Annotated in this window: 29 protein-coding genes; 20 read left to right on the top strand and 9 right to left on the bottom strand. The window is 63.3% G+C overall.

Features of this window, described 5'->3' with window-relative positions; all coding sequences use genetic code 11:
* The first annotated feature begins 199 nt into the window (after positions 1 to 199).
* Entirely contained in the window at positions 200 to 544 is a 345-nt protein-coding gene (locus tag J2X92_RS07570; protein WP_307574624.1) for an H-NS histone family protein, read from the top strand.
* 82 nt (positions 545 to 626) lie between these two features.
* On the opposite strand, the gene J2X92_RS07565 is transcribed toward J2X92_RS07570, so the two are convergent.
* The gene (locus tag J2X92_RS07565) at positions 627 to 1,613 is read right to left on the bottom strand and encodes an NADPH:quinone oxidoreductase family protein (RefSeq protein WP_307574622.1); all 987 of its coding nucleotides are present in this window, start codon (positions 1,611 to 1,613) and stop codon (positions 627 to 629) included.
* A gap of 128 nt (positions 1,614 to 1,741) precedes the next feature.
* Here J2X92_RS07565 and surE point away from each other — a divergent pair, with 128 nt between their 5' ends.
* From surE to rlmD, 5 genes are read left to right on the top strand one after another with little or no spacing between them, the layout of a single operon-like run.
* The gene (surE, locus tag J2X92_RS07560) at positions 1,742 to 2,500 is read left to right on the top strand and encodes a 5'/3'-nucleotidase SurE (RefSeq protein WP_307574620.1); all 759 of its coding nucleotides are present in this window, start codon (positions 1,742 to 1,744) and stop codon (positions 2,498 to 2,500) included.
* Between the two features lies 1 nt (position 2,501).
* Positions 2,502 to 3,275 carry a protein-L-isoaspartate(D-aspartate) O-methyltransferase gene (locus J2X92_RS07555; protein ID WP_307574618.1) on the top strand — a complete coding sequence of 258 codons (774 nt, stop codon included), beginning with the start codon at positions 2,502 to 2,504 and terminating at the stop codon, positions 3,273 to 3,275.
* An 11-nt stretch (positions 3,276 to 3,286) separates the two neighbouring features.
* The gene (locus J2X92_RS07550; RefSeq protein WP_307574616.1) at positions 3,287 to 4,192 is read left to right on the top strand and encodes a peptidoglycan DD-metalloendopeptidase family protein; all 906 of its coding nucleotides are present in this window, start codon (positions 3,287 to 3,289) and stop codon (positions 4,190 to 4,192) included.
* 4 nt (positions 4,193 to 4,196) lie between these two features.
* Positions 4,197 to 5,201 (top strand): sigma-70 family RNA polymerase sigma factor, encoded by a 1,005-nt coding sequence (locus tag J2X92_RS07545; RefSeq protein ID WP_307574614.1) that lies wholly within the window; start codon positions 4,197 to 4,199, stop codon positions 5,199 to 5,201.
* A gap of 52 nt (positions 5,202 to 5,253) precedes the next feature.
* Positions 5,254 to 6,702, top strand: coding sequence for a 23S rRNA (uracil(1939)-C(5))-methyltransferase RlmD (rlmD, locus tag J2X92_RS07540; RefSeq protein ID WP_307574612.1), 1,449 nt, complete (start codon positions 5,254 to 5,256; stop codon positions 6,700 to 6,702).
* A gap of 61 nt (positions 6,703 to 6,763) precedes the next feature.
* Here rlmD and J2X92_RS07535 read toward each other — a convergent pair whose 3' ends face one another.
* On the bottom strand, positions 6,764 to 7,465 hold the full coding sequence (locus J2X92_RS07535) for a Bax inhibitor-1/YccA family protein (RefSeq protein WP_093011905.1): 702 nt from the start codon (positions 7,463 to 7,465) through the stop codon (positions 6,764 to 6,766).
* Positions 7,466 to 7,628: 163 nt separating this feature from the next.
* Here J2X92_RS07535 and J2X92_RS07530 point away from each other — a divergent pair, with 163 nt between their 5' ends.
* Entirely contained in the window at positions 7,629 to 8,036 is a 408-nt protein-coding gene (locus J2X92_RS07530) for a GlcG/HbpS family heme-binding protein (protein WP_307574610.1), read from the top strand.
* A 178-nt stretch (positions 8,037 to 8,214) separates the two neighbouring features.
* On the opposite strand, the gene hemP is transcribed toward J2X92_RS07530, so the two are convergent.
* The 5 genes from hemP to J2X92_RS07505 form a co-directional block, all read right to left on the bottom strand.
* A complete protein-coding gene (hemP, locus tag J2X92_RS07525) occupies positions 8,215 to 8,427 on the bottom strand; it encodes a hemin uptake protein HemP (protein WP_307574608.1) in 213 nt (70 codons plus the stop codon).
* A 93-nt stretch (positions 8,428 to 8,520) separates the two neighbouring features.
* Positions 8,521 to 8,934, bottom strand: coding sequence for an ExbD/TolR family protein (locus J2X92_RS07520; protein WP_307574606.1), 414 nt, complete (start codon positions 8,932 to 8,934; stop codon positions 8,521 to 8,523).
* 5 nt (positions 8,935 to 8,939) lie between these two features.
* Positions 8,940 to 9,656, bottom strand: coding sequence for a MotA/TolQ/ExbB proton channel family protein (locus tag J2X92_RS07515; protein ID WP_307574605.1), 717 nt, complete (start codon positions 9,654 to 9,656; stop codon positions 8,940 to 8,942).
* A 22-nt stretch (positions 9,657 to 9,678) separates the two neighbouring features.
* Positions 9,679 to 10,386 (bottom strand): TonB family protein, encoded by a 708-nt coding sequence (locus J2X92_RS07510; RefSeq protein ID WP_028258857.1) that lies wholly within the window; start codon positions 10,384 to 10,386, stop codon positions 9,679 to 9,681.
* Positions 10,387 to 10,492: 106 nt separating this feature from the next.
* Positions 10,493 to 10,765, bottom strand: a complete 273-nt coding sequence (locus J2X92_RS07505; protein ID WP_018903007.1) for a (2Fe-2S)-binding protein — start codon at positions 10,763 to 10,765, stop codon at positions 10,493 to 10,495.
* A 375-nt stretch (positions 10,766 to 11,140) separates the two neighbouring features.
* Here J2X92_RS07505 and J2X92_RS07500 point away from each other — a divergent pair, with 375 nt between their 5' ends.
* The 4 genes from J2X92_RS07500 to J2X92_RS07485 are packed head-to-tail and all read left to right on the top strand — an operon-like array spanning position 11,141 to position 15,111.
* Complete coding sequence (locus J2X92_RS07500; protein ID WP_307574601.1) at positions 11,141 to 13,492, top strand: TonB-dependent receptor; 2,352 nt, start codon at positions 11,141 to 11,143, stop codon at positions 13,490 to 13,492.
* Between the two features lie 32 nt (positions 13,493 to 13,524).
* Complete coding sequence (locus J2X92_RS07495; RefSeq protein WP_307574600.1) at positions 13,525 to 14,211, top strand: Fe2+-dependent dioxygenase; 687 nt, start codon at positions 13,525 to 13,527, stop codon at positions 14,209 to 14,211.
* Positions 14,212 to 14,248: 37 nt separating this feature from the next.
* On the top strand, positions 14,249 to 14,545 hold the full coding sequence (locus J2X92_RS07490) for a PepSY domain-containing protein (RefSeq protein WP_307574599.1): 297 nt from the start codon (positions 14,249 to 14,251) through the stop codon (positions 14,543 to 14,545).
* Positions 14,546 to 14,556: 11 nt separating this feature from the next.
* Positions 14,557 to 15,111, top strand: coding sequence for a cytochrome b/b6 domain-containing protein (locus J2X92_RS07485; RefSeq protein ID WP_307574597.1), 555 nt, complete (start codon positions 14,557 to 14,559; stop codon positions 15,109 to 15,111).
* Between the two features lie 21 nt (positions 15,112 to 15,132).
* On the opposite strand, the gene bfr is transcribed toward J2X92_RS07485, so the two are convergent.
* Positions 15,133 to 15,609: a bacterioferritin gene (gene bfr / locus J2X92_RS07480; protein WP_307574596.1), complete on the bottom strand. Its 477-nt coding sequence runs from the start codon at positions 15,607 to 15,609 to the stop codon at positions 15,133 to 15,135.
* A 262-nt stretch (positions 15,610 to 15,871) separates the two neighbouring features.
* Between bfr and ahpC the strand changes: the two genes are divergently transcribed.
* On the top strand, positions 15,872 to 16,435 hold the full coding sequence (gene ahpC, locus J2X92_RS07475; RefSeq protein WP_007830764.1) for an alkyl hydroperoxide reductase subunit C: 564 nt from the start codon (positions 15,872 to 15,874) through the stop codon (positions 16,433 to 16,435).
* Between the two features lie 89 nt (positions 16,436 to 16,524).
* Positions 16,525 to 18,081 (top strand): alkyl hydroperoxide reductase subunit F, encoded by a 1,557-nt coding sequence (ahpF, locus tag J2X92_RS07470; protein WP_307574594.1) that lies wholly within the window; start codon positions 16,525 to 16,527, stop codon positions 18,079 to 18,081.
* 34 nt (positions 18,082 to 18,115) lie between these two features.
* Here the strand turns inward: ahpF and ppsR are convergent, their stop codons facing one another.
* Entirely contained in the window at positions 18,116 to 18,937 is an 822-nt protein-coding gene (ppsR, locus tag J2X92_RS07465; RefSeq protein WP_028258849.1) for a posphoenolpyruvate synthetase regulatory kinase/phosphorylase PpsR, read from the bottom strand.
* A gap of 191 nt (positions 18,938 to 19,128) precedes the next feature.
* Between ppsR and ppsA the strand changes: the two genes are divergently transcribed.
* The 7 genes from ppsA (at position 19,129) to dnaB (ending at position 25,420) form a co-directional block, all read left to right on the top strand.
* Positions 19,129 to 21,522 (top strand): phosphoenolpyruvate synthase, encoded by a 2,394-nt coding sequence (ppsA, locus tag J2X92_RS07460; protein ID WP_307574593.1) that lies wholly within the window; start codon positions 19,129 to 19,131, stop codon positions 21,520 to 21,522.
* A gap of 211 nt (positions 21,523 to 21,733) precedes the next feature.
* Positions 21,734 to 22,264 (top strand): hypothetical protein, encoded by a 531-nt coding sequence (locus tag J2X92_RS07455; RefSeq protein WP_307574592.1) that lies wholly within the window; start codon positions 21,734 to 21,736, stop codon positions 22,262 to 22,264.
* A gap of 114 nt (positions 22,265 to 22,378) precedes the next feature.
* The gene (gene rpsF, locus J2X92_RS07450; RefSeq protein WP_028258846.1) at positions 22,379 to 22,753 is read left to right on the top strand and encodes a 30S ribosomal protein S6; all 375 of its coding nucleotides are present in this window, start codon (positions 22,379 to 22,381) and stop codon (positions 22,751 to 22,753) included.
* Between the two features lie 4 nt (positions 22,754 to 22,757).
* Positions 22,758 to 23,075 carry a primosomal replication protein N gene (gene priB / locus J2X92_RS07445; protein ID WP_307574590.1) on the top strand — a complete coding sequence of 106 codons (318 nt, stop codon included), beginning with the start codon at positions 22,758 to 22,760 and terminating at the stop codon, positions 23,073 to 23,075.
* Between the two features lie 21 nt (positions 23,076 to 23,096).
* Positions 23,097 to 23,378 (top strand): 30S ribosomal protein S18, encoded by a 282-nt coding sequence (rpsR, locus tag J2X92_RS07440; RefSeq protein ID WP_007830781.1) that lies wholly within the window; start codon positions 23,097 to 23,099, stop codon positions 23,376 to 23,378.
* 11 nt (positions 23,379 to 23,389) lie between these two features.
* Positions 23,390 to 23,842: a 50S ribosomal protein L9 gene (gene rplI / locus J2X92_RS07435; RefSeq protein WP_307574589.1), complete on the top strand. Its 453-nt coding sequence runs from the start codon at positions 23,390 to 23,392 to the stop codon at positions 23,840 to 23,842.
* Positions 23,843 to 24,010: 168 nt separating this feature from the next.
* On the top strand, positions 24,011 to 25,420 hold the full coding sequence (dnaB, locus tag J2X92_RS07430) for a replicative DNA helicase (protein ID WP_307574587.1): 1,410 nt from the start codon (positions 24,011 to 24,013) through the stop codon (positions 25,418 to 25,420).
* Positions 25,421 to 25,429: the final 9 nt, after the last annotated feature.

Below are 25,429 nucleotides of genomic sequence, written 5' to 3'. Positions count from 1 at the left end.
TGTCATTTCCGGCTACCGCTTTGCGGGCGCTTGGAGTCCTCCTTCTTCCATTTGTTCGATAAAACGCCCGTGGCAACGAGCTTTCGGCTGCGCGCTGTCGAATCCGCGTGCGCCAAGGGTTTTTTCTCACCGTGTCCTGCTTGTTTTAAATTGGAACTGAATTAAAATCCGCCCGTTTCCAATTTTCAGGAGTCCAAAAATGGCTTCGACCCTTGCCGATATCAATTCTCAGATCAAGAAGTACGACGAGCAGATTGCGCAATTGCGCAAGCAGGCCGAAGACCTTCGCAACGAAGAGCGCGCTGGCGTCATTGAGGATGTGCGCAGAAAGATCGCCGAATACGGCTTGACGGCTTCTGACTTGAAACTGAGCGCACGCGGCGCCCCGGTCAAGCGCAGTGCAGGCGTTCCTGCAGCGAAGGCAGCGGCCAAATACCGCGGCCCGACCGGCGAAACCTGGTCCGGTGGCCGTGGCCGCAAGCCGCGCTGGGTTACTGAAGCTTTGGCTGCCGGCAAGTCGCTGTCCGAATTCGAGATCAAGTGAACCTCTGCTGAGGCACTGCCCATAAAAAAGCCCGCATGCGCGGGCTTTTTTATTGCAGGAAGAACTCTGGCGCAGCGGCGCGTCAGTTCACCATCACGAGTTTTCCTTTGACGCCGCGCGAGCCCATGTGGGCGTAGGCCGCCTTCAATTGCGCCATCGGCATGGTGCTGTCGATCACCGGCTTGATCTTTCCCTGGCCGTACCAGTGGGCCAATTCGGCCATCATTTGTGCATTGGCCTTGGGCTCGCGCTTGGCGAAATCGCCCCAGAACACACCGACCAGCGAAGCGCCTTTCAACAGCGTCAGATTCAATGGCAGCGAAGGAATCGGGCCCGAGGCAAAGCCAACGACCAAATAGCGGCCGCGCCAGCCAATCGAGCGAAATGCCGGCTCGGCGAAATCGCCGCCCACGGGATCGTAAATCACATCGGGGCCCTTGCCGTCGGTCGCGGCCTTGATGGCATCGCGAAACCCGTTTGGAAGTGCGTGCGTCGTGTAGTTGATGGTGGCGTCGGCGCCAATGGAGCGGCAGAGCTCGCATTTCTCGTCAGTCGAAGCGGCTGCTATTACTTTGGCGCCCGCCGCTTTTGCGATCTGGATGGCCGCGGTGCCCACGCCCCCGGCAGCGCCGAGCACCAGAACCGTTTCGCCGGCTTTCAATTGAGCGCGATCCATCAATGCGTGCCATGAGGTGGCATAAATCATGATGAATGCCGCCGCATCGACGTGGCCGAAGCCTTCAGGCAGCGGCATGCACAACGCAGCGGGTGCCAATGTATGCGTTGCAAATCCGCCGGTGCCCGAGAGGCACGCAACGTTTTGTCCGACCTTGAGATGCGTCACACCTTCGCCCACCGCCTGAACGACGCCAGCGTATTCGGAGCCCGGCACGAAAGGCAGTGGCGGCTTCATCTGGTATTTGTTCTGAACGATCAGCAGATCGGGAAAATTGAGGCTCGCGGCTCTTATTTCGATCAGCACCTGGCCCGGACCCGGCGTTGGTGTGGGCAGTTCTTTCCAGGTCAGCGCGTCGACGCCAGTGGGGTTTTCGCAAAGCCATGCGTGCATGCTCGGGTCTCCTTTGAATCGGTCGGGGGTGGGCAATGATTGCGAGGCGATGATAGGGGGCGCGGCAGAGCGCCCTTGTCCCTGCTGCGACCCACCCGGCGCCTACAATCCGGGCACCGAAAAGCACCATGAAGATACTCATTTCCAACGACGATGGCTTTCAGGCACCTGGCATCGTCGCATTGCACGACGCTCTGAAAGACATCGCCGATGTCGAGGTGGTTGCACCCGAGCACAACAACAGCGCCAAATCGAATGCACTCACCCTCGCGGCGCCCCTGTACGTGCACAAGGCACACAACGGTTTTCGCTATGTGACAGGCACGCCGGCCGACTGCGTGCACATCGCGCTCAAGGGGCTGCTCGACTACCGGCCCGATCTGGTGGTGTCCGGCATCAACAACGGCGCCAACATGGGCGACGACACCATTTATTCGGGCACCGTGGGCGCGGCAATGGAGGCGTATCTGTTCGGCATTCCGGCCATCGCCTTCTCGCAAATCGAAAAAGGTTGGGCGCACGTCGCTGCGGCTGCGCAGGTGGCGCGGCGGCTGGTGCAGCAGATCGAGCGCGAGCGCATGCTGGATGGCGGCGCCTTCCTGCTCAACGTGAACGTGCCGAACCGGCCATTCGACGAACTCAAACCGATAAAGGTGTGCCGCCTGGGCCGCCGCCATGCGGCGGAAAAAGTCATTACGCAGGAAAGCCCGCGCGGCGAGACCATGTACTGGATTGCAGGCGCCGGCAGCGCCAAGGACAGCGGCGAAGGCACCGACTTTCACGCCACCGCGGCTGGCCACATCGCATTGACGCCGCTGCAGATCGACCTGACAGACCATGCCAACCTGGGGCAATGGCGCGAGACGGTTGCCCGTCTCGGCAATTGACATGGCCACGCAACGGCCTGGATTCCCGGTTCGCCTGACACCCACTGCTTCAGCCGCCACGCGAGGGCGGTTGCCCGCTGTGCCGGCGAAGCCGATGGTGCCCACCACGCCCTCGATGGCTTCCGATGCCGTGCGCGCGCGCATGGTGCAGAAACTTGCCGCCCAGGGCATCTCCGATCCGCGCGTGCTGCGCGCATTGGGCACGGTGGAGCGGCATCGCTTCGTCGACAGTGCGCTGGTCAACCAGGCGTACGAGGACACGAGCCTGCCCATCGGGCTGGGCCAGACCATCTCCAAGCCTAGCGTGGTGGCTCGAATGATCGAACTGCTGTTGGGTGCGCCCGCGCTGGCCGGCAAACCGCAGGAGCGCCTGGGGCGCGTGCTGGAAATCGGCACCGGCTGCGGCTACCAGGCGGCGGTGCTGAACCACGTGGCCACGGAGGTCTACAGCATCGAGCGCCTGCGCGGCCTGCATGAGCGCGCACGCGCCAATCTGCGTCACTTCCGATTGGCAACCGTGCACCTGATGCTGGGAGACGGCATGGTGGGCTATGCCAAGGGCGCCCCCTATGCCGGCATCATTGCCGCGGCCGGCGGCGAAGCAGTCCCCGAAGCCTGGACCGAACAACTCGCCGTGGGCGGCCGCATCGTCGCTCCCACCCAATCGGCGGGGGGCGGACAGGCCCTCGTCGTCATCGATAAAACCGCCCGCGGACTCGAGCGCCGCATTCTTGAGGCGGTTCACTTTGTCCCCCTAAAATCGGGCATCGCTTGAAGGAACAACAAATGCAGGGTTTTGGCAATCGGAGTTGGTGCGCTGGTATCACGTTGGCCGTTGTGCTCGTGATCGCTGGCTGCGCCGCACCGCGAGGGCCGGCACCGGTCGAAGACCGCGGCACCATGACGCGTGCGCCCAGTGCGGCACCCGGTGGCCCGCTCATCACCACCGATGCTTCGGGCAAGCCGCTGCCGGGCATCGAAAATTACGGCAAGCCGGGCTACTACACCGTGCGGCCCGGTGACACGATTCGCCGCATCGGAAACGAAACGGGTCAAAGCTGGCAGAACATCGTCCGCTGGAACAATCTCGAGAACCCCGACCTGATCGAAGTCGGCCAGGTGCTGCGCGTGATTCCGCCGGTAGGACCGGCGAGCGGGGCCACCTCTCTCGCGGCCGCGCCCGCCCCTGCACCCGCAGATGGCGTGGTGACCAAGCCCGTGGCGCCGCCATCGGTCGTGGTGCCCACGTCACCTGCGAGCGCCGCGGCCGGCAAGCCGCCGGTCACTGCGTCGCCATCGGCGCCCGCCTCGAACTCGGCCGACGAAGACCTCGGCTGGATCTGGCCAGCGCATGGCACGCTCATCGCTGGCTTCGACGATGCCAAGAACAAGGGTTTCGATATCGGCGGCAAGGCCGGCGATGCGGTGCTGGCCGCGGCCGACGGGCGTGTGGTCTACGCCGGCGCTGGCCTGCGCGGCTATGGCAACCTGATCATCCTGAAGCACAACAACACCTATCTCACGGCGTATGCGCACAACCAGACGCTGCTCGTGAAGGAAGACCAGTCAGTGCAAAAGGGCCAGAAGATCGCCGAAATGGGCAACAGCGACGCGGATCGCGTGAAGCTGCATTTCGAAATTCGCCGACAGGGCAAGCCCGTCGATCCGGCGCGCTACCTGCCGAGCCGGTGATGCCATGGCCGCCGCTCGTCTCCGTCGCACGCTTGCTGTGCGTCGGCCGGCGGGCCGGGGCCGGGCTGTAGAGAACAGCCAGCAAGACGCGGCGCCGGCCAGGCCCGCCTTCTCCCCAGAATTCGAAGCGACAACCGAGCCGCCGATTGGCGGCGAAGGCGCGGATGCCCTGACGATCTATCTGCGGCAGGTGCGGAGAACCGAACTCTTCACGCCAGAAGAGGAATACCAGGCGGCGTGCGCCGCGCGCGCTGGCAGCTTCGAAGCGCGGCAATCGATGATCGAACACAACCTGAGGCTGGTTGTGAACATCGCCAAGGCTTATCTCGGCCGCGGCGTTCCGCTTTCCGATCTCATCGAGGAAGGCAATCTGGGCCTGATGCATGCCATCACCAAGTTCGAGCCCGAGCGCGGTTTTCGCTTTTCCACCTACGCCACCTGGTGGATCCGCCAGTCGGTGGAGCGCGCGGTGATGACCCAGGCCCGTGCCATCCGCCTTCCGGTGCATGTGGTGCGCGAACTGCAGCAGGTGCTGCGGGCGCGCCGAACGCTGGAAGGCGACGCGGAATTCTTGGTGCATCGGCCGGACGGCGTGCGGGTGGAAGACATCGCGGCGCTTCTGGGCCGTGACGTGCGGGCAATTACGGAACTACTGGCCCTTTCGGAGGCGCCGCGGTCACTCGATGCGGGCGACGCACGCGGCGAGGAGGCCTTTACGCTGGCCGACACCGTGGCTTCCGACGATGAGCACGGCGATCCGACCGACGTCACGCAGACCCACGAAGTCGCGCGCCTGCTCGACCAATGGGTCCACGCCCTTGATGCGCGCGAGCGCGAAGTGCTGGAAGGCCGCTATGGCCTGCGCGACCGCGAACCCGAAACGCTCGAGGTGCTGAGCGTTCGTCTCGGCCTGACGCGCGAGCGCGTGCGGCAGATCCAGAACGAGGCGCTGGCCAAGATGCGGCGCCAGCTGATCCGCTCCGGCGTGGGGCGGGACGCATTGTTCTAGCCGTGGCCGCCGCCGCGATGGAAGCCACGGCTGGCGCTGAGACAATCGGGGGATGACGGAATCCATTGAAGAAAAGAAAGTCCCCGCGAAAACCCCGGCAACCGCGGCGGACGAATGGCTCAAGGTCGAGTCGCTCGACCTCGACGCGCAAGGCGTGGCGCATAACGCCGAAGGCATGGTCGTGTTCATCGAGGGCGCCCTGCCTTTCGAAGAGGTGCAGTTCAACGTTCACCGCCGCAAGAACAACTGGGAGCAGGGCACGGTCACGGCCATCCGGCGCGAGTCGTCGCAGCGGGTGCACCCCGGCTGCCCGCATTTCGGCTTGCACACCGGTGCCTGCGGCGGCTGCAAGATGCAGCACCTGGACGCCGCGGCGCAGGTGGCGGTGAAGCAGCGCGCGCTCGAAGACAACCTGTGGCACCTTGGCAAGGTGCGGCCCGAGAACGTGTTGCGGCCGATGGAAGGCCCGGCGTGGCATTACCGCTATCGCGCGCGGCTCTCGGTGCGCCACGTGGTCAAGAAAGGCACGGTCCTGATCGGGTTTCACGAACGCAAGAGTCGCTATCTCGCGGACATGCAGGTCTGCCCGGTGCTGCCCAAGCAGGTCAGCGACATGCTGATGCCGCTGCGCGCGCTAATCGGTTCCATGGATGCGCGCGAAACCTGCCCGCAGATCGAACTCGCCTGCGGCGATGCGCCCGGAACGACCGCGCTCGGCACCATTGCGCTGGTACTGCGGCACTTGCAGCCGCTCTCCAACGCAGATATTGGGCGACTGAAGGCCTTTGCGGCGCAGAACGCGGGCGTCCAGTGGTGGCTGCAGGCCAAGGGACCTGAAACCGTGAAGCTGCTGGAGGAGGGCGGAACGCCGCTGTCGTACGAGTTGCCCGAGTTCGGCGTGACCATGCCGTTCAAGCCGACCGACTTCACGCAGGTCAACCCACACATCAACCGTGCGCTGGTGGGCAAGGCGCTGCGCCTGCTCGATGTGCAGCCCGACGAGCGAGTGATCGACTGGTTCTGCGGGCTCGGCAATTTCACCTTGCCGCTGGCGAGCCGTGCCCGCGAAGTGCTGGGTATCGAGGGTAGCGACACCCTCGTGGCGCGTGCGGGCGACAACTTCAAGAAGAACCAGCCGGCCACGCCCGCCCGCAGGGCGCTTTCGCCGACCCGGTTCGTGGCGCGCAACCTCTTCGAAATGACCCCCGCAATGCTGGTGGCAGACGGCAGCGCCGACAAGTGGCTGGTCGACCCGCCGCGCGAGGGTGCCTTCGCGCTCGCCAAGGCCATGGCCGACCTGCATCTGCAGCCCGAGCTGCGAACCGATGGCTGGACGCCGCCGAAGCGCATCGTGTACGTGAGCTGCAATCCGTCCACACTGGCACGTGATGCCGGGCTGCTGGTTCACCAGGCCGGCTACCGCTGCACTTTTGCCGGGGTGATCAACATGTTCCCGCACACGGCGCACGTCGAGTCGATGGCGGTGTTCGACCTGGCATGAAAAAAGGGCCTCGTTGGGCCCTTTTTTCGTTGGCGCACGCGGCGCCTTGCTGCTCGTTCGTTCAGTCGCGTTCGCCGCCGGCAATGCCCAGCAGGGCCAGCAGGCTCTGGAACACGTTGAACAGGTCCAGGTAGAGCGCGAGCGTGGCGCTGATGTAGTTGGTCTCGCCGCCGTCCATGATCTGCTTCAGGTCATACAGCATGAAGGCCGAGAAGATGCCGATGGCCGCTACCGAGATGGCCATCATGCCCGCGCTGGAGCCCACGAAGACGTTGATGATGGCGCCCACCATCAGCACCAGCGCGCCGACGAAGAGCCACTTGCCCATGCCGGACAGGTCGCGCTTGATGACGGTCGCCAGCGAAGCCATCACGAAGAACACGCCAGCGGTGCCGCCGAATGCGGTCATGACGAGCTCGGGGCCGTTCTTGAAGCCCAGCACCATCGCAATCAGGCGCGACAGCATGAGGCCCATGAAGAAGGTGAAGGCCAGCAGCACCGGCACGCCGGCGGCCGAGTTCTTGGTTTTTTCGATGGCGAACATGAAACCGAAGGCGCCGCCGAGGAAGACCATGAGGCCCAGGCCGCCCGTGAGCGAGCGGGTAATGCCGGTGCTGACGCCGATCCAGGCGCCCAGCACGGTGGGGAGCATGCTCAGTGCCAGCAGCCAGTAGGTGTTGCGCAGCACGCGTTGGCGTTCAGCCTGCGGCAGCACCTGGCCGTAGCCGGTGGAAGTGTCGAGGGTGGTAACGCGGTCGTTCATGGCCGTAGCTCCTTTGATTGCTGCAGTGATGCAGTTGGGCGCATTCTAGGGGTCTGCAAGAGGGGCCAGCGAAAAGACCGTATGGGCGATGGTCCTAAGCCGCGCCGGCGTTCTGGGCGCTTTGGCCGTTATGCTGTCGGGTTTTACGAACCCTGCTCCCAACATGAAGACCAAGTCCTTCCTCGAACTCTCCGACGTCAAGGCCATTGCCGCCGCAGCCGAAGCCGAAGCCCTCAAGAACAATTGGGCCGTGACCATTGCCATTTCGGACGATGCCGGCCACCTGCTCTGGCTTCAGCGCCTGGACGGTGCCGCAGCACTGTCGTCGCATATTGCGCCTGCGAAGGCCCATACGGCCGCCATGGGCCGCCGCGAGAGCAAGGTCTACGAAGACATCATCAATGGCGGCCGTACGGCATTTCTCACGGCGCCAGCGGTGCAGGGCCTGCTCGAGGGCGGCGTGCCCATCGTCAAGGACGGCCAGGTGATCGGTGCAGTCGGCGTGAGCGGCGTCAAGTCGAACGAAGACGCCCAGATTGCCAAGGCCGGCATCGCCGCGCTCGGCCTCTGAGAACCTGAGCCCCAAAGCAAGACGCCGACCAAGGGTCGGCGTTTTTGTTTGAGTGCTCAGCGTGGAAAAAAAAGCTTGGCTAGTCGGCGAACCGTTGGCTAGCAAAAAACGACCCTCGGAGATGAAATCTCCTCAAGTCGCCCCACGATGAAACTTGCGCGAAGGGCGGGCTGATTGCTTACTTGGTAAGGATCAGCTTGCCGAGTTTGGTGGCCTGCAGCCGGTAGAGGGAGCCGTTGTGCATGATGCCCACTGTCTTGCTGCCTTTGAGAAGCTCGGCGCTTTCGACCAGGGGTGCCGGACGGGCGGCCTGGATGGTTGCATGTCCGCCCCCCGATTGGTCGAGCGAGGGATGGCTCAGAACAGAAAAGGCGTTGGGCTTGGCTTGCATTTGTGATTCCCTTATCGAAGCGATGAGTGAATGATAATGATTCGCAATAAAAAGTCAATCGCGGCGATCAACTTTTTTTAGTGCAGTAGCGGCCTATTTCACGTCGGGTTCTGTAATAAAGCCAATCTTGCGCACGCCCGCTTCTCGCGCCTGCGACATGGCCTTGGCCACGCGCTCGTAGCGCACGGCTTTGTCGCCTCGGATGTGCAGCTCGGGCTGGGGATCCTTGGCGGCCTCGGCCGCCAGGCGGGCCGGCAACTCGCTGTCTTCGACCTTCTGTTCGTTCCAGTAGTAGCTCCCGTCGGCCGTGATGCTGAACAAGATGTTCTGCGGCTTGGGCTGCTCGGGCTCGCTGGTGGCGCGGGGAAGGTCGATGTTGACTGCGTGCTTCATCACCGGCACGGTGATGATGAAGATGATCAGGAGCACCAGCATGACGTCGACCAGCGGCGTCATGTTGATCTCGTTCATTACCTCATCGGGTTCGTCCTGGGTACCAAAAGCCATGATGCTCAGCCCTTCTTGAGCGGAACCACGATCGCGTCGCCGGTGCCGCTTTGGACGCGTGCGCCGGTCACGAAGTAGGCGTGCAGGTCATGCGCAAAGCTGTTGAGCTTGGTCAGCACGAACTTGTTGCCACGCACCAGCGCGTTGTAGCCCAGCACCGCGGGAATGGCCACCGCGAGGCCCAGCGCCGTCATGATCAGTGCTTCGCCGATCGGGCCCGCCACCTTGTCGATGGTGGCCTGGCCAGCCGTGCTGATGCTCATGAGCGCGTGATAGATACCCCAAACGGTGCCGAACAGGCCGATGAAGGGTGCGGTCGAGCCGACCGATGCCAGGATGGCCAAGCCAGTCTGCAGGCGGGCGGTGAATGCGTCGATGCCGTTGCGCAGTGCGCGCGTGATCCAGTCGCTCACGTCCAGCGCGTCATGCAGGTGGGCCTTGGTGTTGCGATGGTGCGCAGCCGCTTCGCGGCCTTCGAGCGCGAGCGCGCGAAACGGGTTGCTGTCGTCCTTGCCGAGCTTGTTCAGCGCGGTTGCAAAGTCTTCGCTGTGCCAGAAATCCTGCGAGTGCTTGGCAAGGCGCTTGTATTTGATGACGTCGAGGGCCTTGATGATGATCACGATCCACGACACAAGCGACATGCCGATCAACAGCACCGCGACGGCCTTGGTGACGAAGTCGCCCTGGTTCCAGACGTTCATCAAGCCGAATTGGGAATCCATACGAAGTTGCTCCAGAGAAAAATTAGTTCAGTTTGAATGAGAAGGGCGCACGCAGAAGGTATGTGGTCTGCGCATTGCCTCCCGTTTGTCTGAAAGGGGTGACCTGGGCGGTCCGTGCGGCGCTCAGCGCCGCTTCGTCGAGCCGTTCGAATCCGCTGGACTTGAAGAGTTCGACCCGCTTGGCAAAGCCTTCGCTGTCGAAATAGATCGAAACGACCGTGGTGCCGGATTCGCCCAGCCGCTTGCTCATGCTGGGATACACGAGCCTCGGTTCCCTGACGTAGCGCGTCTGGCCTTCCGTGATCTCGATCGTCCGCGGTGCGGGCGGCGCGGGCGGAGCTGGCGGCGGCGCCGGGGGAGCAGGCGGCGCCGGGGCTTCTGCCACGGGTGCGGGTGCCGGGGGAGGGGGTTCGGGCACGCCCACGGGCGCAGCGGGCGCGGGTGTCGGCTTGGGCTCCCGAACAGCCACCGGCCGCGGCGGAGGCTTGACGGCCTCGGGCTTGCGCTGCGGAGGCGGCGGGGGCGGAGGAGGCGGTTCGGCCGGCTTGGGCGGCTCGACGAACTGGCTGAGTATTTCGACGGGGATCACCACTTCGGCGGCGCGGCGCAAGAGGCCGCTTTGCAGCGCCCACAGCGCAGCCGCATGAAACAGGATCACGCCCCCGGCAATGAGTGCATTGCGCGAGAGGCCCAGAACGGAGGGGGGAGGGGCAAAGCGGTCAGACACGATCAACCATTCGAATGCGGGCACGCCGAAACGTGCCCCGATTGCAGCAAAACCGCTACGACTACTGTTTACTTACGAAAGATCCACCAGACCGAACCTGCAACGAATATCAGGCTGCCGCCGAGTGCCGAGAAGAGTTCCATGCCTTGCTTTCCGAAATGGATGTGGCAAGCTGGATCGCACTCGTTCCGGATTCGCGGTTCAACGCGGCGACCGGATGGGAGGCGCTGCACTGCGCGACGATATCGCGCGCACAACCTTCACATTGGCCACACTGGGTGGCCACGCCCAACTCGAATTGGACTTCGTCGAAAGTCATGCCCGCCCGCACGTGACGTGCGATTTCACGGTCGGAGACTCGGCGGCAGACGCAAACGATCATGGCGGTGAAAGCGGCAGTTGGCTGGCTGGTTTGGATTCGAGCCGATTATAAATACGAATCTCTCGCATTTTCAATAACTATCCCGAAGATAGGTCTTCGGTACTGGTTTGGGGGAATGTTGCTCTCTTGCAACGGCGAATCTCAATGCGAATGATTAAGAACTACGTTCGCACTACACTTCAGCCCGATTTCGGCAAGCCACGCCGGTGCAAGCACCGATCCTAGCCAGCCATTCCATTCAAAAATCCAGCCGTTTGGCTTTTTCGGGAGGTTATCTTGGCCAATGTCGTCCGTCGGCGCGCGCGTCTGTCGCGCCCCGTGTCTTCTTCTGCTCCTGCCGCGGGCGCCCCGAATGCCGTAGCGCGAGAAGCGGCAATGCTTCCTTTCGGGGCGCTGATGCTGGCTGCCTCGGTCAGCAGCTGGGCGCAGACGCCGCCGGCCACGGTGCAGGGCGGAACGCTAGGCACCGTCACGGTGACGGAACAGGCCGAGACGCAGGGCAAGGACCAGGTCCAGACCAAGAAGACCAACATCGGCAAGGGAACGCAAGAAATTCGCGACATTCCCCAGTCGATCAACGTCATCACCGAAAAGCTCATCGACGACGTCAAGCTCGACACGCTCCGTGACGCCTTGCACTATTCGGCCGGCATCACTTTCGCCGCGACCGAGAACGGCACTGACCAGGACATCCGGCTGCGCGGTTTCCCGGTGGCGACCGTCGGCGACTTGCTCATCGACGGCATGCGGGACCCTTCGCAGTACGACCGCGACACCTTCAACCTGGAGCGCATCGAGGTGCTGCGCGGTTCGGCATCGATGATCTTCGGACGGGGCTCCACCGGCGGCGTCATCAACCAGGTGACCAAGAAGCCCTTGCTTGCCGACCAGACCGACGTGGAAGCCACCGTTGGCTCGCGCGGCTACTACCGCACGACCGCCGACTTCAATGTGCGCACTGGCGAGACTTCGGCGCTGCGCATCAACGGCATGTGGAACAAGGCCGACAACGGGGGCGCCAAGGTAGACAAGTACGGCATTGCGCCTTCGTACAGCTGGGGCGTGGGCACGGCCAATGAATTTACCGTGGGCCTGTTCCATCTGAACGTAGACAACGTTCCGCTGTCGGCGGTTCGCTGGGTGGCGACCGGCCGCCAAGGCATTACCGGCTACAACGCAAGCGGTGTGCCCACCATTGGCAGCCTGGGAACAATCGCTCCCATCAAGCCGGGCAGCTTCTACGGCACCACGGCAGATAAGCTCCTTGGCCAAGCCACCTACGGCACGGCTTCCTGGCTCCATCGCTTCGATGATGGCGGCGAACTGCGCACGCAGGTGCGCTCCGGCACCTTCGACCGCAACCAGTGGTCGACCGCCGCCGGTGCCAGCACCACTTTCGGTGCGCCGACCACGCTGGCCAACTTCGGCGACTACACGGTGCTCACGCGCAGCGGCCTCACGCCGCGCAAGGACGAATACAAGGGCACCTACCTGCAAAGCGACTACAGCAAGGAGCTGAACCTGGGCGGCATGAAGCACCAGTTGCTGGCCGGTATCGATGCTTCCAAGGAGGAAGCGAGCCGCTACCAGAACGACGCGTTCTTCAACAACAGCTTCCGCGGCCGCGCGCTGGGCTCGCGGGCCAACACCTTCGTCGGCACGCCGAACGATGGTGCCGGCCTGAGCGGCACGTTCGTGGAGCCGGTGTACCGCGACTCGAGTTCGTATTCCGCCAAGTCGATCGGCCTCTACCTGCAGGACCTGGTCCAGGTTGCGCCCGACTGGAAGATTCTGGGCGGCGTTCGCTACGACAGGCTCAGCGGCGACTTCAACCAGTACAACTACACGAACCCAGCCTGCGTGAGGCCCACTCCGGCCCCGCGCGGCTATACGCAAACGGCAAACTGCACCGATCCGCGCGAGCGCTACTCCGCCGGCAGCCCGCTGCCGACGGTCGCGACCACCCATTTGTCGCAGGGCGCCTGGAGCTACCGCGCCGGCGTGCTCTATCAGCCTTCGACCACGCAGTCGTATCACCTGTCTTACAGCACGTCGTTCAATTCTTCGGCTGACACCTACCAGTACGTGACCCCCCAGACCGCTGGCACGCCACCGGAGAAGAGCCGCAACATCGAACTCGGCACCAAGCTCGACTGGCTCGATGGCAAGCTGTCGACGCGCGCGGCCCTCTTCCGTACCGAGAAGACCAACGAGCGCACCACCGATTCGGACTTTGCAAGCACTTCCTACCTGCTGTCGGGCAAGCGCCATTCCCAGGGTCTCGAACTCGACGTGGTCGGCCGCCTGACCTCGCAGTGGGAAGTCTATTTCTCGTACTCTTACATCCCGAAGGCAACGATCGACCAGGTCGGCAGCACCGCAACGCCGGGCACCGTCGGCTCGCGCGTCGGCCTGACGCCCAAGCACAGCGGCGCCGCATGGATCAGCTACCAGGCCACGCCCAAGTTGCGCATCGCGGGCGGTGTGCGCGGCGCGTCCGAGAACCGGCCGCTGCAGGGCGCCAGCGGCGCCGCCAGCCTGGCCAACAGCACGCCGGGCTACGTGGTGGGCGACATGATGGTCGAGTACAAGTTCACGCCTGATCTGTACGCGCAGCTCAACGTCAACAACGTGACGAACAAGCTCTACGGCGATCAGCTCTATCCGGGCTTCGCGATTGCCGGTGCCAAGCGCACGGTGCTCTTCACGGTGGGAGCACGTTTCTAGAATAGACCGGCACAACCGATCTTTCGCTCTTCATGCTCTTGCACATTCGCGAAGTCCTCACGCCTGACGAAGTTCGCCAGGCCAGGGAAATCCTGGGCCAAGCGCCCTGGGAAGATGGCCGCCTGACCGCCGGCGAGCAGTCGGCCAAGGCGAAGAACAACGAGCAGTTGAGGGAAGATTGCGAAGAAACCCGCGCGGTCCAGCAACTGCTGCTGCGCGGGCTCGAGCGGCATCAGCTTTTCTTCTCGGCCGCGCTTCCTAAGCAGATTTCGCCGCCGCTGTTCAACCGCTACGGCGGTACGGCGAACAGCTTCGGCAATCATGTGGACAGCGCGGTCCGTTTTCTGCGCGATGGCACGGGGCGGGTGCGCACAGACATTTCGTGCACCCTGTTCCTGGCCGAGCCCGACGAATACGACGGCGGCGAACTCGTGATCGAGGACACCTTCGGCACCCAGCGCGTCAAGCTCGCGGCCGGCGACATGGTGCTTTATCCGGGCACCAGCGTTCACCGGGTGCAGCCCGTCACTCGTGGCCTTCGTATCGCGAGCTATTTCTGGATCCAGAGCATGGTGCGCAGCGACGAGCAGCGCAGGCTGCTGTTCGATATGGACAACCACCTGCGCCATCTGCGCAGCCAATACGGCGAGACCGATCCGGGCGTGATCGGGCTTACCAGCACTTATCACAACCTGCTGCGCATGTGGCTCGACGTCTGAGCCGCGGCGTGGCACCTGCAATGCCAGGAGATCATTCATGAACAAGTCACTTCTTTGTCTTGCGGCCGCATCCGCTGTCCTCTGGTCCGCATCTGCCTCCGCACAATTCGTCGAGCACGACGCGGTCAAGTGCGCACCGGTAGCCAAGGAGGAAATGCGCCCGCAAATGGAGCTGCAGCGCAAGCTGACCTCCGAAGGCTGGAAGGTCCGCCAGATCAAGAACTTCAATGGCTGCTATGAGGTCTATGGCTTCGACGAGAAGGGCCAGCGCGCCGAGGCGTTCTTCGATCCCAAGACCTTCGAGAAGGTCGGACAGGTGAAGCAGCCATCCTGAGGAGCCGCGCGGTGCGTGCGGCTGTCGCGCGTCCGTCGACGCGGGTCTGGGCGTTCTGGCTGCGTGCCACGCACTGGGCGCTGGTGGTCGCCATTGCCGTGGCATGGTTCAGCGGCGAGGCGCTGCTGCGGCAGCATGAATGGGCGGGCTACGTGGCACTCGCCCTGGTCGCGGGTCGCTGTATCGGAGGCGGGCTAGGTGGGCGCTATGCCAGGTTCCGGCAGTTCGTCCGATCTCCGTCGGAAGTGCGGCGCTATGCGGCCCAGGTGCTTGCCCAGCGCGAAAAGCGCTACCTGGGCCACAACCCGCTGGGCGGCTGGATGGTGCTTGCGCTGCTGGCCGTGGTGGCCGCCGTCGGCGTCACGGGCTGGATGTACTCGCTCGACATGTTCTGGGGGTTGGCGTGGGTGGAATGGCTCCACCGCACATTGGCCTGGGTGCTGGTGGCTTTGATTGCCCTGCACCTGGCCGGCGTAGCTTTCACGAGCTGGCGGCACAGGGAAAACCTGGTGGCCGCCATGCTCAGCGGGCGCAAGCGCCCCAAGGCGCCGGGCGACGTCGACTGACGAAGGCGCCGGGCCTTGAGATCAGCTGAGCTCGCCCATTTGCGATTGCAGGTAGTTCTGCAGTCCGACCTTGTCGATCAGATCGATCTGGGTTTCCAGGAAGTCGATGTGCTCTTCGGTGTCGTCCAGAATTTCTTGCAGCAGGTCGCGTGAGACGTAGTCGCGCACGGTTTCGCAATAGGCGATGCCGTCCTTGATGGTGGCTTGCGCGCCGGTCTCGGCGCCGAGGTCGCAGCCCAGCAACTCGGGCACGTCCTCGCCGATGTTCAGCTTGCCCAGGTCCTGCAGGTTGGGCAGGCCGTCGAGCATGAAGATGCGGTCCATCAGTTTGTCGGCGTGCTTCATTTCGCCGATCGATTCCTCGTATTCCTTCTTGGCCAGCTTGTCCAGGCCCCAGTGCTTGAGCATCCGGTAGTGCAGGAAGTACTGGTTGATTGCGGTGAGCTCGTTCTTGAGCTGCGCCTGCAGATGTTCGATGACCTTGGGGTCGCCCTTCATGATTGTTTTCCTTGTTCTGAAAGTAGGGATTGTGAGAGGGGCGAGCGAGCTCTTGCAAGCAATCCCATGCTGCACTGGTCTGCATGCGTTTGATGGTGATACACGTTCGTATTCGAGCAGGAGGCGAGGGCGAAGGTGCCTTTGTCTTTCATAGGCCGCAGCGATGCAATCGATAGCTCATAGCTATGGCTTTCTATCATTTGGTAGTTATACTCATGGCTCGCACTTATTTTTGTCCACCCGCAGCATCCAAGGAATCACCATGTCCCTGATCAACACTCAAGTCCAACCCTTCAAGACCCAGGCCTACCTCAACGGCAAGTTCATCGATGTGTCCGACGAGACGCTCAAGGGCAAATGGTCCGTGCTGATCTTCATGCCGGCGGCCTTCACCTTCAACTGCCCGACCGAAGTCGAAGACGCGGCCGACAACTACCCCGAGTTCCAGAAGCTGGGTGCCGAGGTCTACATCGTGACGACCGACACGCACTTCTCGCACAAGGTCTGGCACGACACGTCGCCCGCCGTGGGCAAGGCCAAGTTCCCGCTGGTGGGCGACCCGACCCACACGCTGACCAACGCTTTCGGCGTGCACATCCCTGAAGAAGGCCTGGCACTGCGCGGCACCTTCGTGATCAACCCGGAAGGCATCATCAAGACCGCTGAAGTGCACTCCAACGAAATCGCCCGTGACGTCAAGGAAACCCTGCGCAAGCTGAAGGCAGCGGTCTACACCGCCGCCCACCCGAACGAAGTTTGCCCGGCCAAGTGGAATGAGGGCGACAAGACCATTGCACCGTCGTTCGACCTCGTCGGCAAGATCTAAGCGTCCCGCGCGAAAGCCCGGGCGCTCACAAGGCCCCGGGCTTTTTCGGCCCAAGTTGATAGTTTTAAGTTATCGAAAGTGAGTCCGTCATGCTCGACGCAAGCACCAAAGCCCAATTGAAGAGTTACCTCGAACGCGCCACGCAGCCGATCGAGATCGTCGCTTCGCTCGACGACAGCAAGGCCTCGGGCGAAATGCTGTCGCTGCTGAAGGACGTCGCAGAAGTGTCGCCGCTGGTCAAGTTGACCGAAAGCCGCGACGACAACCATCGCAAGCCTTCTTTCTCGGTCAACCGTCCGAGCGAGAACCATGGCCCGCGCTTTGCCGGCCTGCCGATGGGCCATGAATTTACGTCCCTGATCCTTGCGCTGCTGCAGATCGGCGGCTACCCACCCAAAGTCGAGCAAGCCGTGCTCGACCAGATCCGCGCACTCGACGGCGACTTCGAGTTCGAGATCTACGTTTCGCTCACCTGCCACAACTGCCCCGACGTGGTCCAGGCGCTGAACCTGATGGCGATCCAGAACCCGCGCATCCGCACCACGATGATCGAGGGCGGGACCTTCCAGGAAGAAGTCAAGGAACGCCAGGTCATGGCCGTGCCGACCGTGTTTCTGAACGGCACCGAATTCGGCCAGGGCCGCATGAGCCTGGAAGAAATCCTCGCCAAGATCGACACCAGCGGCGTCGAGCGCGAGGCAAAGAAGATCGCCGCCAAGGACCCGTTCGACGTGCTGATCGTCGGTGGCGGCCCGGCCGGTGCCGCGGCTGCCGTGTATGCGGCGCGCAAGGGCATTCGCACTGGCGTGGCATCGGAGCGCTTTGGCGGCCAGGTGCTCGACACGCTCGGCATCGAGAACTTCATTTCCATCAAGGAAACCGAGGGGCCCAAGTTCGCCCATGCGCTCGAGGAGCACGTGCGCGACTACGACGTCGACATCATGAACCTGCAGCGCGCCAAGGCGCTGGTACCGGGCAAGGACCTGATCGAGGTGCAGCTCGAAAGCGGCGCCTCCTTGAAGAGCAAGTCGATCATCATCTCGACCGGTGCACGCTGGCGCAACATCAACGTGCCCGGCGAGCACGAGTTCAAGAACAAGGGCGTGGCTTACTGCCCGCACTGCGACGGCCCGCTGTTCAAAGGCAAGCGCGTTGCGGTCATCGGCGGCGGCAACTCGGGTGTCGAAGCGGCAATCGATTTGGCCGGCATCGTGGGCCATGTCACGCTGATCGAGTTCGACACGGCGCTGCGTGCCGACGCCGTGCTGCAGCGCAAGCTCAAGAGCCTGAGCAACGTCGACGTGTTCACGAACGCACAGACCACCGAGATCACCGGCGACCAGAAGGTCAACGGCCTGGTCTACAAGGACCGCGCGACGGGCGAGCTGAAGAAGGTCGAGCTCGAAGGCGTGTTCATCCAGATCGGCCTGGTGCCCAACACCGATTGGCTCAAGGGCGTGGTCGAACTGACGAAGCACGGCGAGATCGTGGTCGACGCCAGGGGGCAAACCTCGGTGCCGGGCGTGTTCGCGGCAGGGGACGTGACCACGGTGCCGTTCAAGCAGATCATCATCGCGGCCGGCGACGGCGCGAAGGCGGCACTGGGCGCTTTCGATCACCTGATCCGAACTTCGGCCCCGGCCTGAAACGCGGCTGCGGCGGGCCGACCGGGCGGCAGGTTCAGTACACCAGCCGCTCCGGTTTCAGTTCCTGCAGGATGGTGGTGGCAATTTCCTCGATCGATTTGGTCGTCGTCGAGAGCCACCGGATGCCGGCTCGACGCATCATGGCCTCGGCTTCGGCCACCTCGTGGCGGCAATTCTCAAGGCTCGCGTAGCGCGAATCGGGGCGGCGCTCGTTGCGGATCTGGCTCAGCCGCTCGGGCTGGATCGTGAGCCCGAAGATCTTCTTACGATAGGGCATCAAGGCCGGAGGAAGCTGGCGGCGCTCGAAATCTTCCGGAATCAGGGGGTAGTTGGCCGCCTTCAGACCGTGCTGCATTGCCAGATAGAGAGACGTGGGCGTCTTGCCGCTGCGGCTCACCCCCACCAGGATCACGTCGGCGCCTTCGAGGTCTCGGTTGCTTTGGCCGTCGTCGTGCGCCAAGCTGAAATCGATGGCCGCAATGCGGGCGTCGTATTCCTTGCTCTTGCTGACGTCGCTGAAACGGCCGATGCGGTGGTTCGACTTGACCGCCAATTCGATCTCCAGCGGACGCACGAAGGTGCCGAACATGTCCAGCAGCATGCCTTTGCAGCCGGTTTCGATGACTTCGAGCACCTCCATGTTGGCCAGGGTCGTGAAGACGATGGGGCGAACGCCCTCCAGTTCAGCCGTGTGATTGATCTGCCGCACCGCCTGATGGGCCTTGTCGACCGTGTCCGTGAACGGCAGGCGCACATGGCGCGGCTTCATCTCGAACTGGGCGAGCACGGCGTTACCGAAAGTTTCGGCTGTGATGCCGGTGCCGTCGGAAATGAAGAAAACAGTGCGTGTGTGCATGATGTAGCTCTTGCGGCCTTGTCCTGCGGCGCATGCAATCTCGCCGCGCCTACAATCCGGGCCATTATCGGGAATCCGCTTTCCCTTGCCCCAATTCTTTCCATGCACCCCGCGCCCGCACCCAAAGCAACGACAACGATCGTGCCGCGCCGCCTGCATGCAGCACCGGTTTCAACTTCTGGAGCTTTCCCATGTCTGCACTTTTCGACGCGACCGCCCTGGTCGTACCGTTTGAAAACCTGAGGATGACCGACGTCGAGTCGGTCGGCGGCAAGAACGCCAGCCTCGGCGAAATGATCTCGCAGCTGCCGCAGGGCGTGCGGGTGCCCACGGGTTTCGCGACCACGGCGCACGCGTTCCGCCAGTTTCTGGCCCATGACGGACTGGCCGACAAGATCAGCAAGCGGCTTGCCGCGCTGGACACCGAAGACGTGCGAGCGCTGGCCGCGGCCGGCGCCGAGATCCGCGCCATGGTCGAGGCCCAGCCTTTTCCGGCCGATCTTCAGACAGCCATTGCGGACGCTTTCGCCAAGCTGAGCGCTGGCAACCCCGCCGCCTCTTTCGCCGTGCGCTCCTCGGCTACCGCCGAAGACCTGCCGGACGCTTCCTTTGCCGGCCAGCAGGAAACCTTCCTCAACGTGGTCGGCATCGACGACGTGCTGCACAAGATGAAGGAGGTCTTCGCCTCCCTCTATAACGACCGCGCCATCAGCTATCGCGTGCACAAGGGCTTTGCCCACGACGTGGTCGCGCTCTCGGCCGGCGTTCAGCGCATGGTCCGCTCCGACCTTGGCGCGGCCGGCGTGATGTTCACCATCGACACCGAGTCGGGCTTCGAAGACGTGGTGTTCATCACCTCCAGCTATGGATTGGGCGAAACGGTGGTGCAGGGCGCCGTGAATCCCGACGAGTTCTATGTGCACAAGCCGACGCTGCGCGCCGGCAAGAAGGCCGTGATTCGCCGCAACCTGGGCTCCAAGCTGATCCAGATGGAGTTTGCGACGCCCGAAGAGAAGAAGGCCACCGGCAAGCTGGTCAAGACCACCGACGTCAAGGCCGAGCAGCGCAACCGTTATTCGCTGAGCGATGCCGACGTCGAGCAGCTCGCCAAATACGCGCTGGTGATCGAGGAGCACTACGGCCGCCCGATGGACATCGAATGGGGCAAGGACGGCACCGACGGCCAGCTCTACATCCTGCAGGCGCGGCCCGAAACCGTGAAGAGCCAGCAGCAGGGCAAGGCCGAGCAGCGCTACAAGCTGCTGGGCAAGGGTGCCGTGCTGGCCGAAGGCCGTGCCATCGGCCAGAAGATCGGCACCGGCCCCGTGCGGCTCGTGCACAACATCAGCGAGATGGACAAGGTGCAGGCCGGCGACGTGCTCGTCACCGACATGACCGATCCCAACTGGGAACCGGTGATGAAGCGCGCCGCCGCCATCGTCACCAACCGTGGCGGGCGCACCTGCCACGCGGCCATCATTGCGCGCGAGCTCGGCATTCCGGCCGTGGTGGGCTGCGGCGATGCCACCGACCTTCTGAAGGAAGGGACCCTGGTGACCGTGAGCTGCGCCGAAGGCGACACCGGCTTCATCTACGACGGCCTGCTTGAGACTGAGGTCACCGAAGTGCAGCGCGGCGTGATGCCCGAGATCGACATCCAGTTGATGATGAACGTGGGCAACCCGCAGCTCGCCTTCGACTTCGCTCAGCTGCCGAACCATGGCGTTGGCCTGGCGCGGCTCGAGTTCATCATCAACAACAACATCGGCGTGCACCCGAAGGCGATTCTCGACTACCCGAACGTCGACAACGACCTGAAGAAAGCCGTCGAGTCGGTGGCCCGCGGCCACGCTTCCCCGCGTGCCTTCTATGTCGACAAGGTGGCCGAAGGCATCGCAACCATCGCGGCAGCCTTCTGGCCCAAGAAGGTCATCGTGCGCCTGTCCGACTTCAAGTCGAACGAGTACCGCAAGCTGATCGGCGGCAGCCGCTACGAGCCGGAAGAAGAAAACCCGATGCTCGGCTTCCGCGGCGCCGCGCGTTACCTGAGCAAGGATTTCGGCGAGGCCTTCGCCATGGAATGCGAGGCGCTGAAACGCGTGCGCAACGACATGGGCCTCGTCAACGTGCAGATCATGGTGCCCTTCGTGCGCACGCTGGGCCAGGCCGAGCGCGTGACCACGTTGCTCGGCGAGCATGGCCTGAAGCGCGGCGAGAACGAGCTCAAGCTCATCATGATGTGCGAGGTGCCGAGCAACGCGATCCTGCCCGAGGAGTTCCTGAAGTACTTCGACGGTTTCTCGATCGGCTCGAACGACCTGACCCAGCTCACGCTCGGCCTGGACCGCGACTCGGGGCTCGAGCTTCTGGCCGCCGACTTCGACGAGCGCGACCCGGCCATCAAAGCACTGCTGAGCCGCGTCATCAAGGCTTGCAAGGCCGAAGGCAAGTACGTCGGCATCTGCGGCCAGGGTCCCAGCGACCATCCGGACTTCGCGCTCTGGCTGGCGGAGCAGGGAATCGAGTCGATTTCCCTCAATCCGGACAGCGTGATCGACACCTGGCAGCAACTCGCCAAGCGTTGAAGGCGCGGCGGCGCGTATTGCGCCGCCTGTCGCGTTGCAGCCACTGCGGGAATTCCCATGGGAATTCCGCGCCAATGCCTGCAGAATTGAATCAGAATGTGTTACTAGGTGTCAGTTCCGTGACTTCACGGGGCCGACCAGCCGCTCGCGGACTGCGTATGGCGAAACCGCTCGTCGCCGCGCCCGCCGGCATTACGCGGAAGAAACCATCATGATTCTTGTCAAGACAGAAGCCGGACAGCAGGTTCTCAAAGATCGTTCGGTGCCCCTTTCGCCGCGCCAGCGTACTGCGTTCATCCTGTTCGACGGCAAGCGTTCGATCGACGAAGTGCTTGCGGGAACGGGCATTGCGCGCGAAGAAATCGACCAGCTGGTCACGCTGGGCCTCCTCGGGCCGGCCGCTGGCAGCAGCAAGCCGGCCGTTCCGGCCAAGGCACCTGAACCTCCGGCCGCGAGCAGGGCGCCAGCAGCTGCAACGCCGTCAGCAACGCCATCAGCAGCGCCCACGCCAAAGCCGGCCGAATCCGCGCCGTCTGCCGGGCGCAGCAGGCAGCAGCGCTACAAGGATGCTTATCCCATCGCCACCCAGCTGACGGGTGCTCTCGGGCTGAAGGGCTTCCGCCTCAACCTGCAGGTTGAGGGCACCACCAGCTTCGAAGATCTGGCGGCGCTGGCGCCCAAGATACGCGCCGCCGTCGGCCCAGAGAAGGCCGCCGCGCTCGACAAGGCCTTGAACGACTGAGGCTGGACGAGCACCGCGTAAGCAGTGCTACAATAGCCGGCTTTGCCTTGCCACACTGCGCCCGACGCTGCAGGTGGCTTTTCCTCTTCCTCGGAAGAATCCACAAGGAGTGCCATGCGTCACTACGAAATCATTTTGCTGATCCACCCGGATCAGAGCGAACAAGTTCCGGCCATGCTGGAGCGCTACAAGGGCCTCATCACGGCCGGCGGTGGCAAGATCCACCGCGTTGAAGACTGGGGCCGCCGCCAGCTGGCATACCAGATCAACAAGCTCAACAAGGCGCATTACCTGTGCGTCAACATTGAAGCCGAGCAAACCGTGATGGGCGAACTCGAACACGCGTTCAAGTTCAACGATGCCGTGCTGCGCCACCTCACCGTTCAGAAGAAGAAGGCCGAAACCGGTCCTTCGTCCATGATGAAGACGGTCGAGCGCGAAGAAGCCCGCAAGGCCCAGCAGGCCGAATACGCCGCCAACAACAGCTGATGGCGTGACCGCTGCCGCTGCTGCGGCAACCGGGGTCAATCAGCTTCTGCTGACAGCCTCCGTTGCCGAACTCGGAGCCTTGCGATACACGCCGGCCGGCCTTCCCGCCATCGACTTGAAGCTCGAACACGAATCGACGCTCCAGGAGGCAGGAAAAGCCAGGCAGGTGAAAACGGCCCTCAAGGCCGTTGCCTTCGGCGGCATCGCCGAACGGCTCGCAACGCAGTCGATGGGAAGCCTCTGGCGTTTTCAGGGTTTTCTCGCGACACCGGGCAACGGCAAGCATCCGGTCCTGCACATCCAGGATTTTCAGCAAGATTAATTTTCGACAAGAGGTCCCCAAATGGCCACGTTCAAGAAATTCAACAAAGACAAGCGCCCGAAGCGCAACACCCAGTCGCTGCTGTTCAAGCGCAAGCGCTTCTGCCGTTTCACCGTCGCTGGCGTCGAGGAAATCGACTACAAGGACATCGACACGCTGCGTGACTTCATCAGCGAAAACGGCAAGATCATCCCCGCACGCCTGACCGGCACGCGCGCGATCTACCAGCGCCAGCTCAACACCGCGATCAAGCGCGCGCGCTTCCTCGCGATGGTGCCGTACAGCGACCAGCACCGCGTCTAAGGAGCCGTACCATGCAAATCATTCTTCTGGACAAGGTTCTGAACGTTGGCGGCCTGGGCGATATCGTCAAGGTCAAGGACGGCTACGCCCGCAACTTCCTGATCCCGACGGGCCGCGCCCGCCGCGCCACCGCTGCCAACAAGGCCGAATTCGAAGCCAAGCGCGTCGAACTCGAAAAGGCTGCGGCCGCCAAGCTGGCCGAAATGCAAGCCCAGGGCGAGAAGCTCGGCGGCACGACCGTCAAGCTGACCCAAAAGGCCGGCGTTGACGGCCGTCTGTTCGGCTCGGTCACCAACGGCGACATCGCCGAAGAGCTCGGCAAGCAAGGCTACAAGGTTGCGAAGTCGCAAGTGCGCCTGCCCAACGGCCCGATCAAGGTCGTCGGCGACAGCACCGTGAGCGTTGCGCTGCACACCGACGTGGTGGTCGACATCACCGTCACGGTCTACGGCGAAACCGCCTGATCGTCACAGCGCGTCGCGCGCTGCTGCAAAAGCCGCCCTCGGGCGGCTTTTGTCTTTTTGCGCACCGGTTTTCCAGACTGATGCACTGAAAGATCACCGTTTATTCACAACCTTGTCCACACACGCCAGTGCGTGCGCGGCTTAGCATGCAGGGTTGCAAGGAAGTCCATGTCCGCCGTTTTCTCCTATGCCGACAACGACCCGTCGGCCGACCGCCAAGTCGCCAAACTTCGCATTCCGCCTCACTCGATCGAGGCCGAATCGAGCGTGCTCGGCGGGCTGCTGCTCGACAACGGGGCGTGGGATCGCATGGGCGACCTGCTGGTGGATGGCGACTTCTATCGCCATGAGCACAAGCTGATCTACGCCGCGATCGGCGGGTTGATCAATGCCAGCAAGCCGGCCGACGTAATCACCGTCTACGAGCAGCTGCAGGGCCTCGGCAAGGCCGAGGAAATCGGCGGTCTGGTGTACCTGAACTCGCTCGCGCAATACGTGCCGAGCGCGAGCAACATCCGCCGCTATGCGGAGATCGTGCGCGAGCGCTCCATCTTGCGAAAGCTCGTCTCCGCGAGCGATGAGATCGCGACCAATGCGTTCAACACGCAAGGCAAGTCGGTCGACAAGATCCTGGACGAGGCCGAGCAGAAGATCTTCAACATCGGCGAAGAAGGCACGCGGATGAAGCAAGGCTTCCAGAGCATGGATGCCCTGGTGGTCGAACTGCTCGACCGCGTGACCGAGATGGCGGAGAACCCGAACGACATCACGGGCGTGCGCACCGGCTTCTACGAGTTCGACAAGATGACCTCGGGCTTGCAGCCGGGCGACATGATCGTGCTGGCCGCGCGTCCTTCCATGGGCAAGACCTCGCTGGCCATCAACATCGCCGAGCACGTGGCGCTCAACGAAGGGCTGCCGGTGGCGGTCTTCTCGATGGAAATGGGCGCTTCGCAGCTCGCGGTGCGTATCGTCGGCTCCATCGGCCGCATCGACCAGGGACACCTGCGCACCGGCAAGCTCAGTGATGAAGAGTGGCCGCGCCTGACCGAGGCCATCGAGAAGCTGCGCAACGTATCGCTGCACATCGACGAGACGCCGGGCCTCACCACCAGCGAACTGCGCGCCAATGCGCGCCGCCTGGCGCGGCAGTACGGGCGGCTCGGCCTGATCGTGGTCGACTACCTGCAGCTCATGAGCGTGTCCAGCAGCATGAGCGACGAGAATCGCGCCACCGCCGTGGGCGAAATCTCGCGCGGACTGAAGATGCTCGCCAAGGAGCTCAAGTGCCCGGTGATCGCGCTGTCGCAGCTCAGCCGCGGCGTTGAGAGCCGCACCGACAAGCGCCCCATGATGAGCGACCTGCGCGAATCCGGCGCCATCGAGCAGGACGCGGACATCATCATGTTCATCTACCGCGACGACTACTACGACAAGAACAGCAAGGAGCCCGGCGTGGCGGAGGTGATCATCAGCAAGCACCGCAACGGGCCCACAGGCACCGTCAAGCTGGCCTTCCTGAAGCCGCTCACCAAGTTCGAGAACCTGGCCGGGTACGGCAGCAACGACGACTACTGACGCTGTCTC

The sequence above is a fragment of the Variovorax paradoxus genome, assembly GCF_030811855.1.
GTDB lineage: Bacteria > Pseudomonadota > Gammaproteobacteria > Burkholderiales > Burkholderiaceae_C > Variovorax > Variovorax paradoxus_L.
This window is presented reverse-complemented; position numbering and strand designations above follow the sequence as displayed.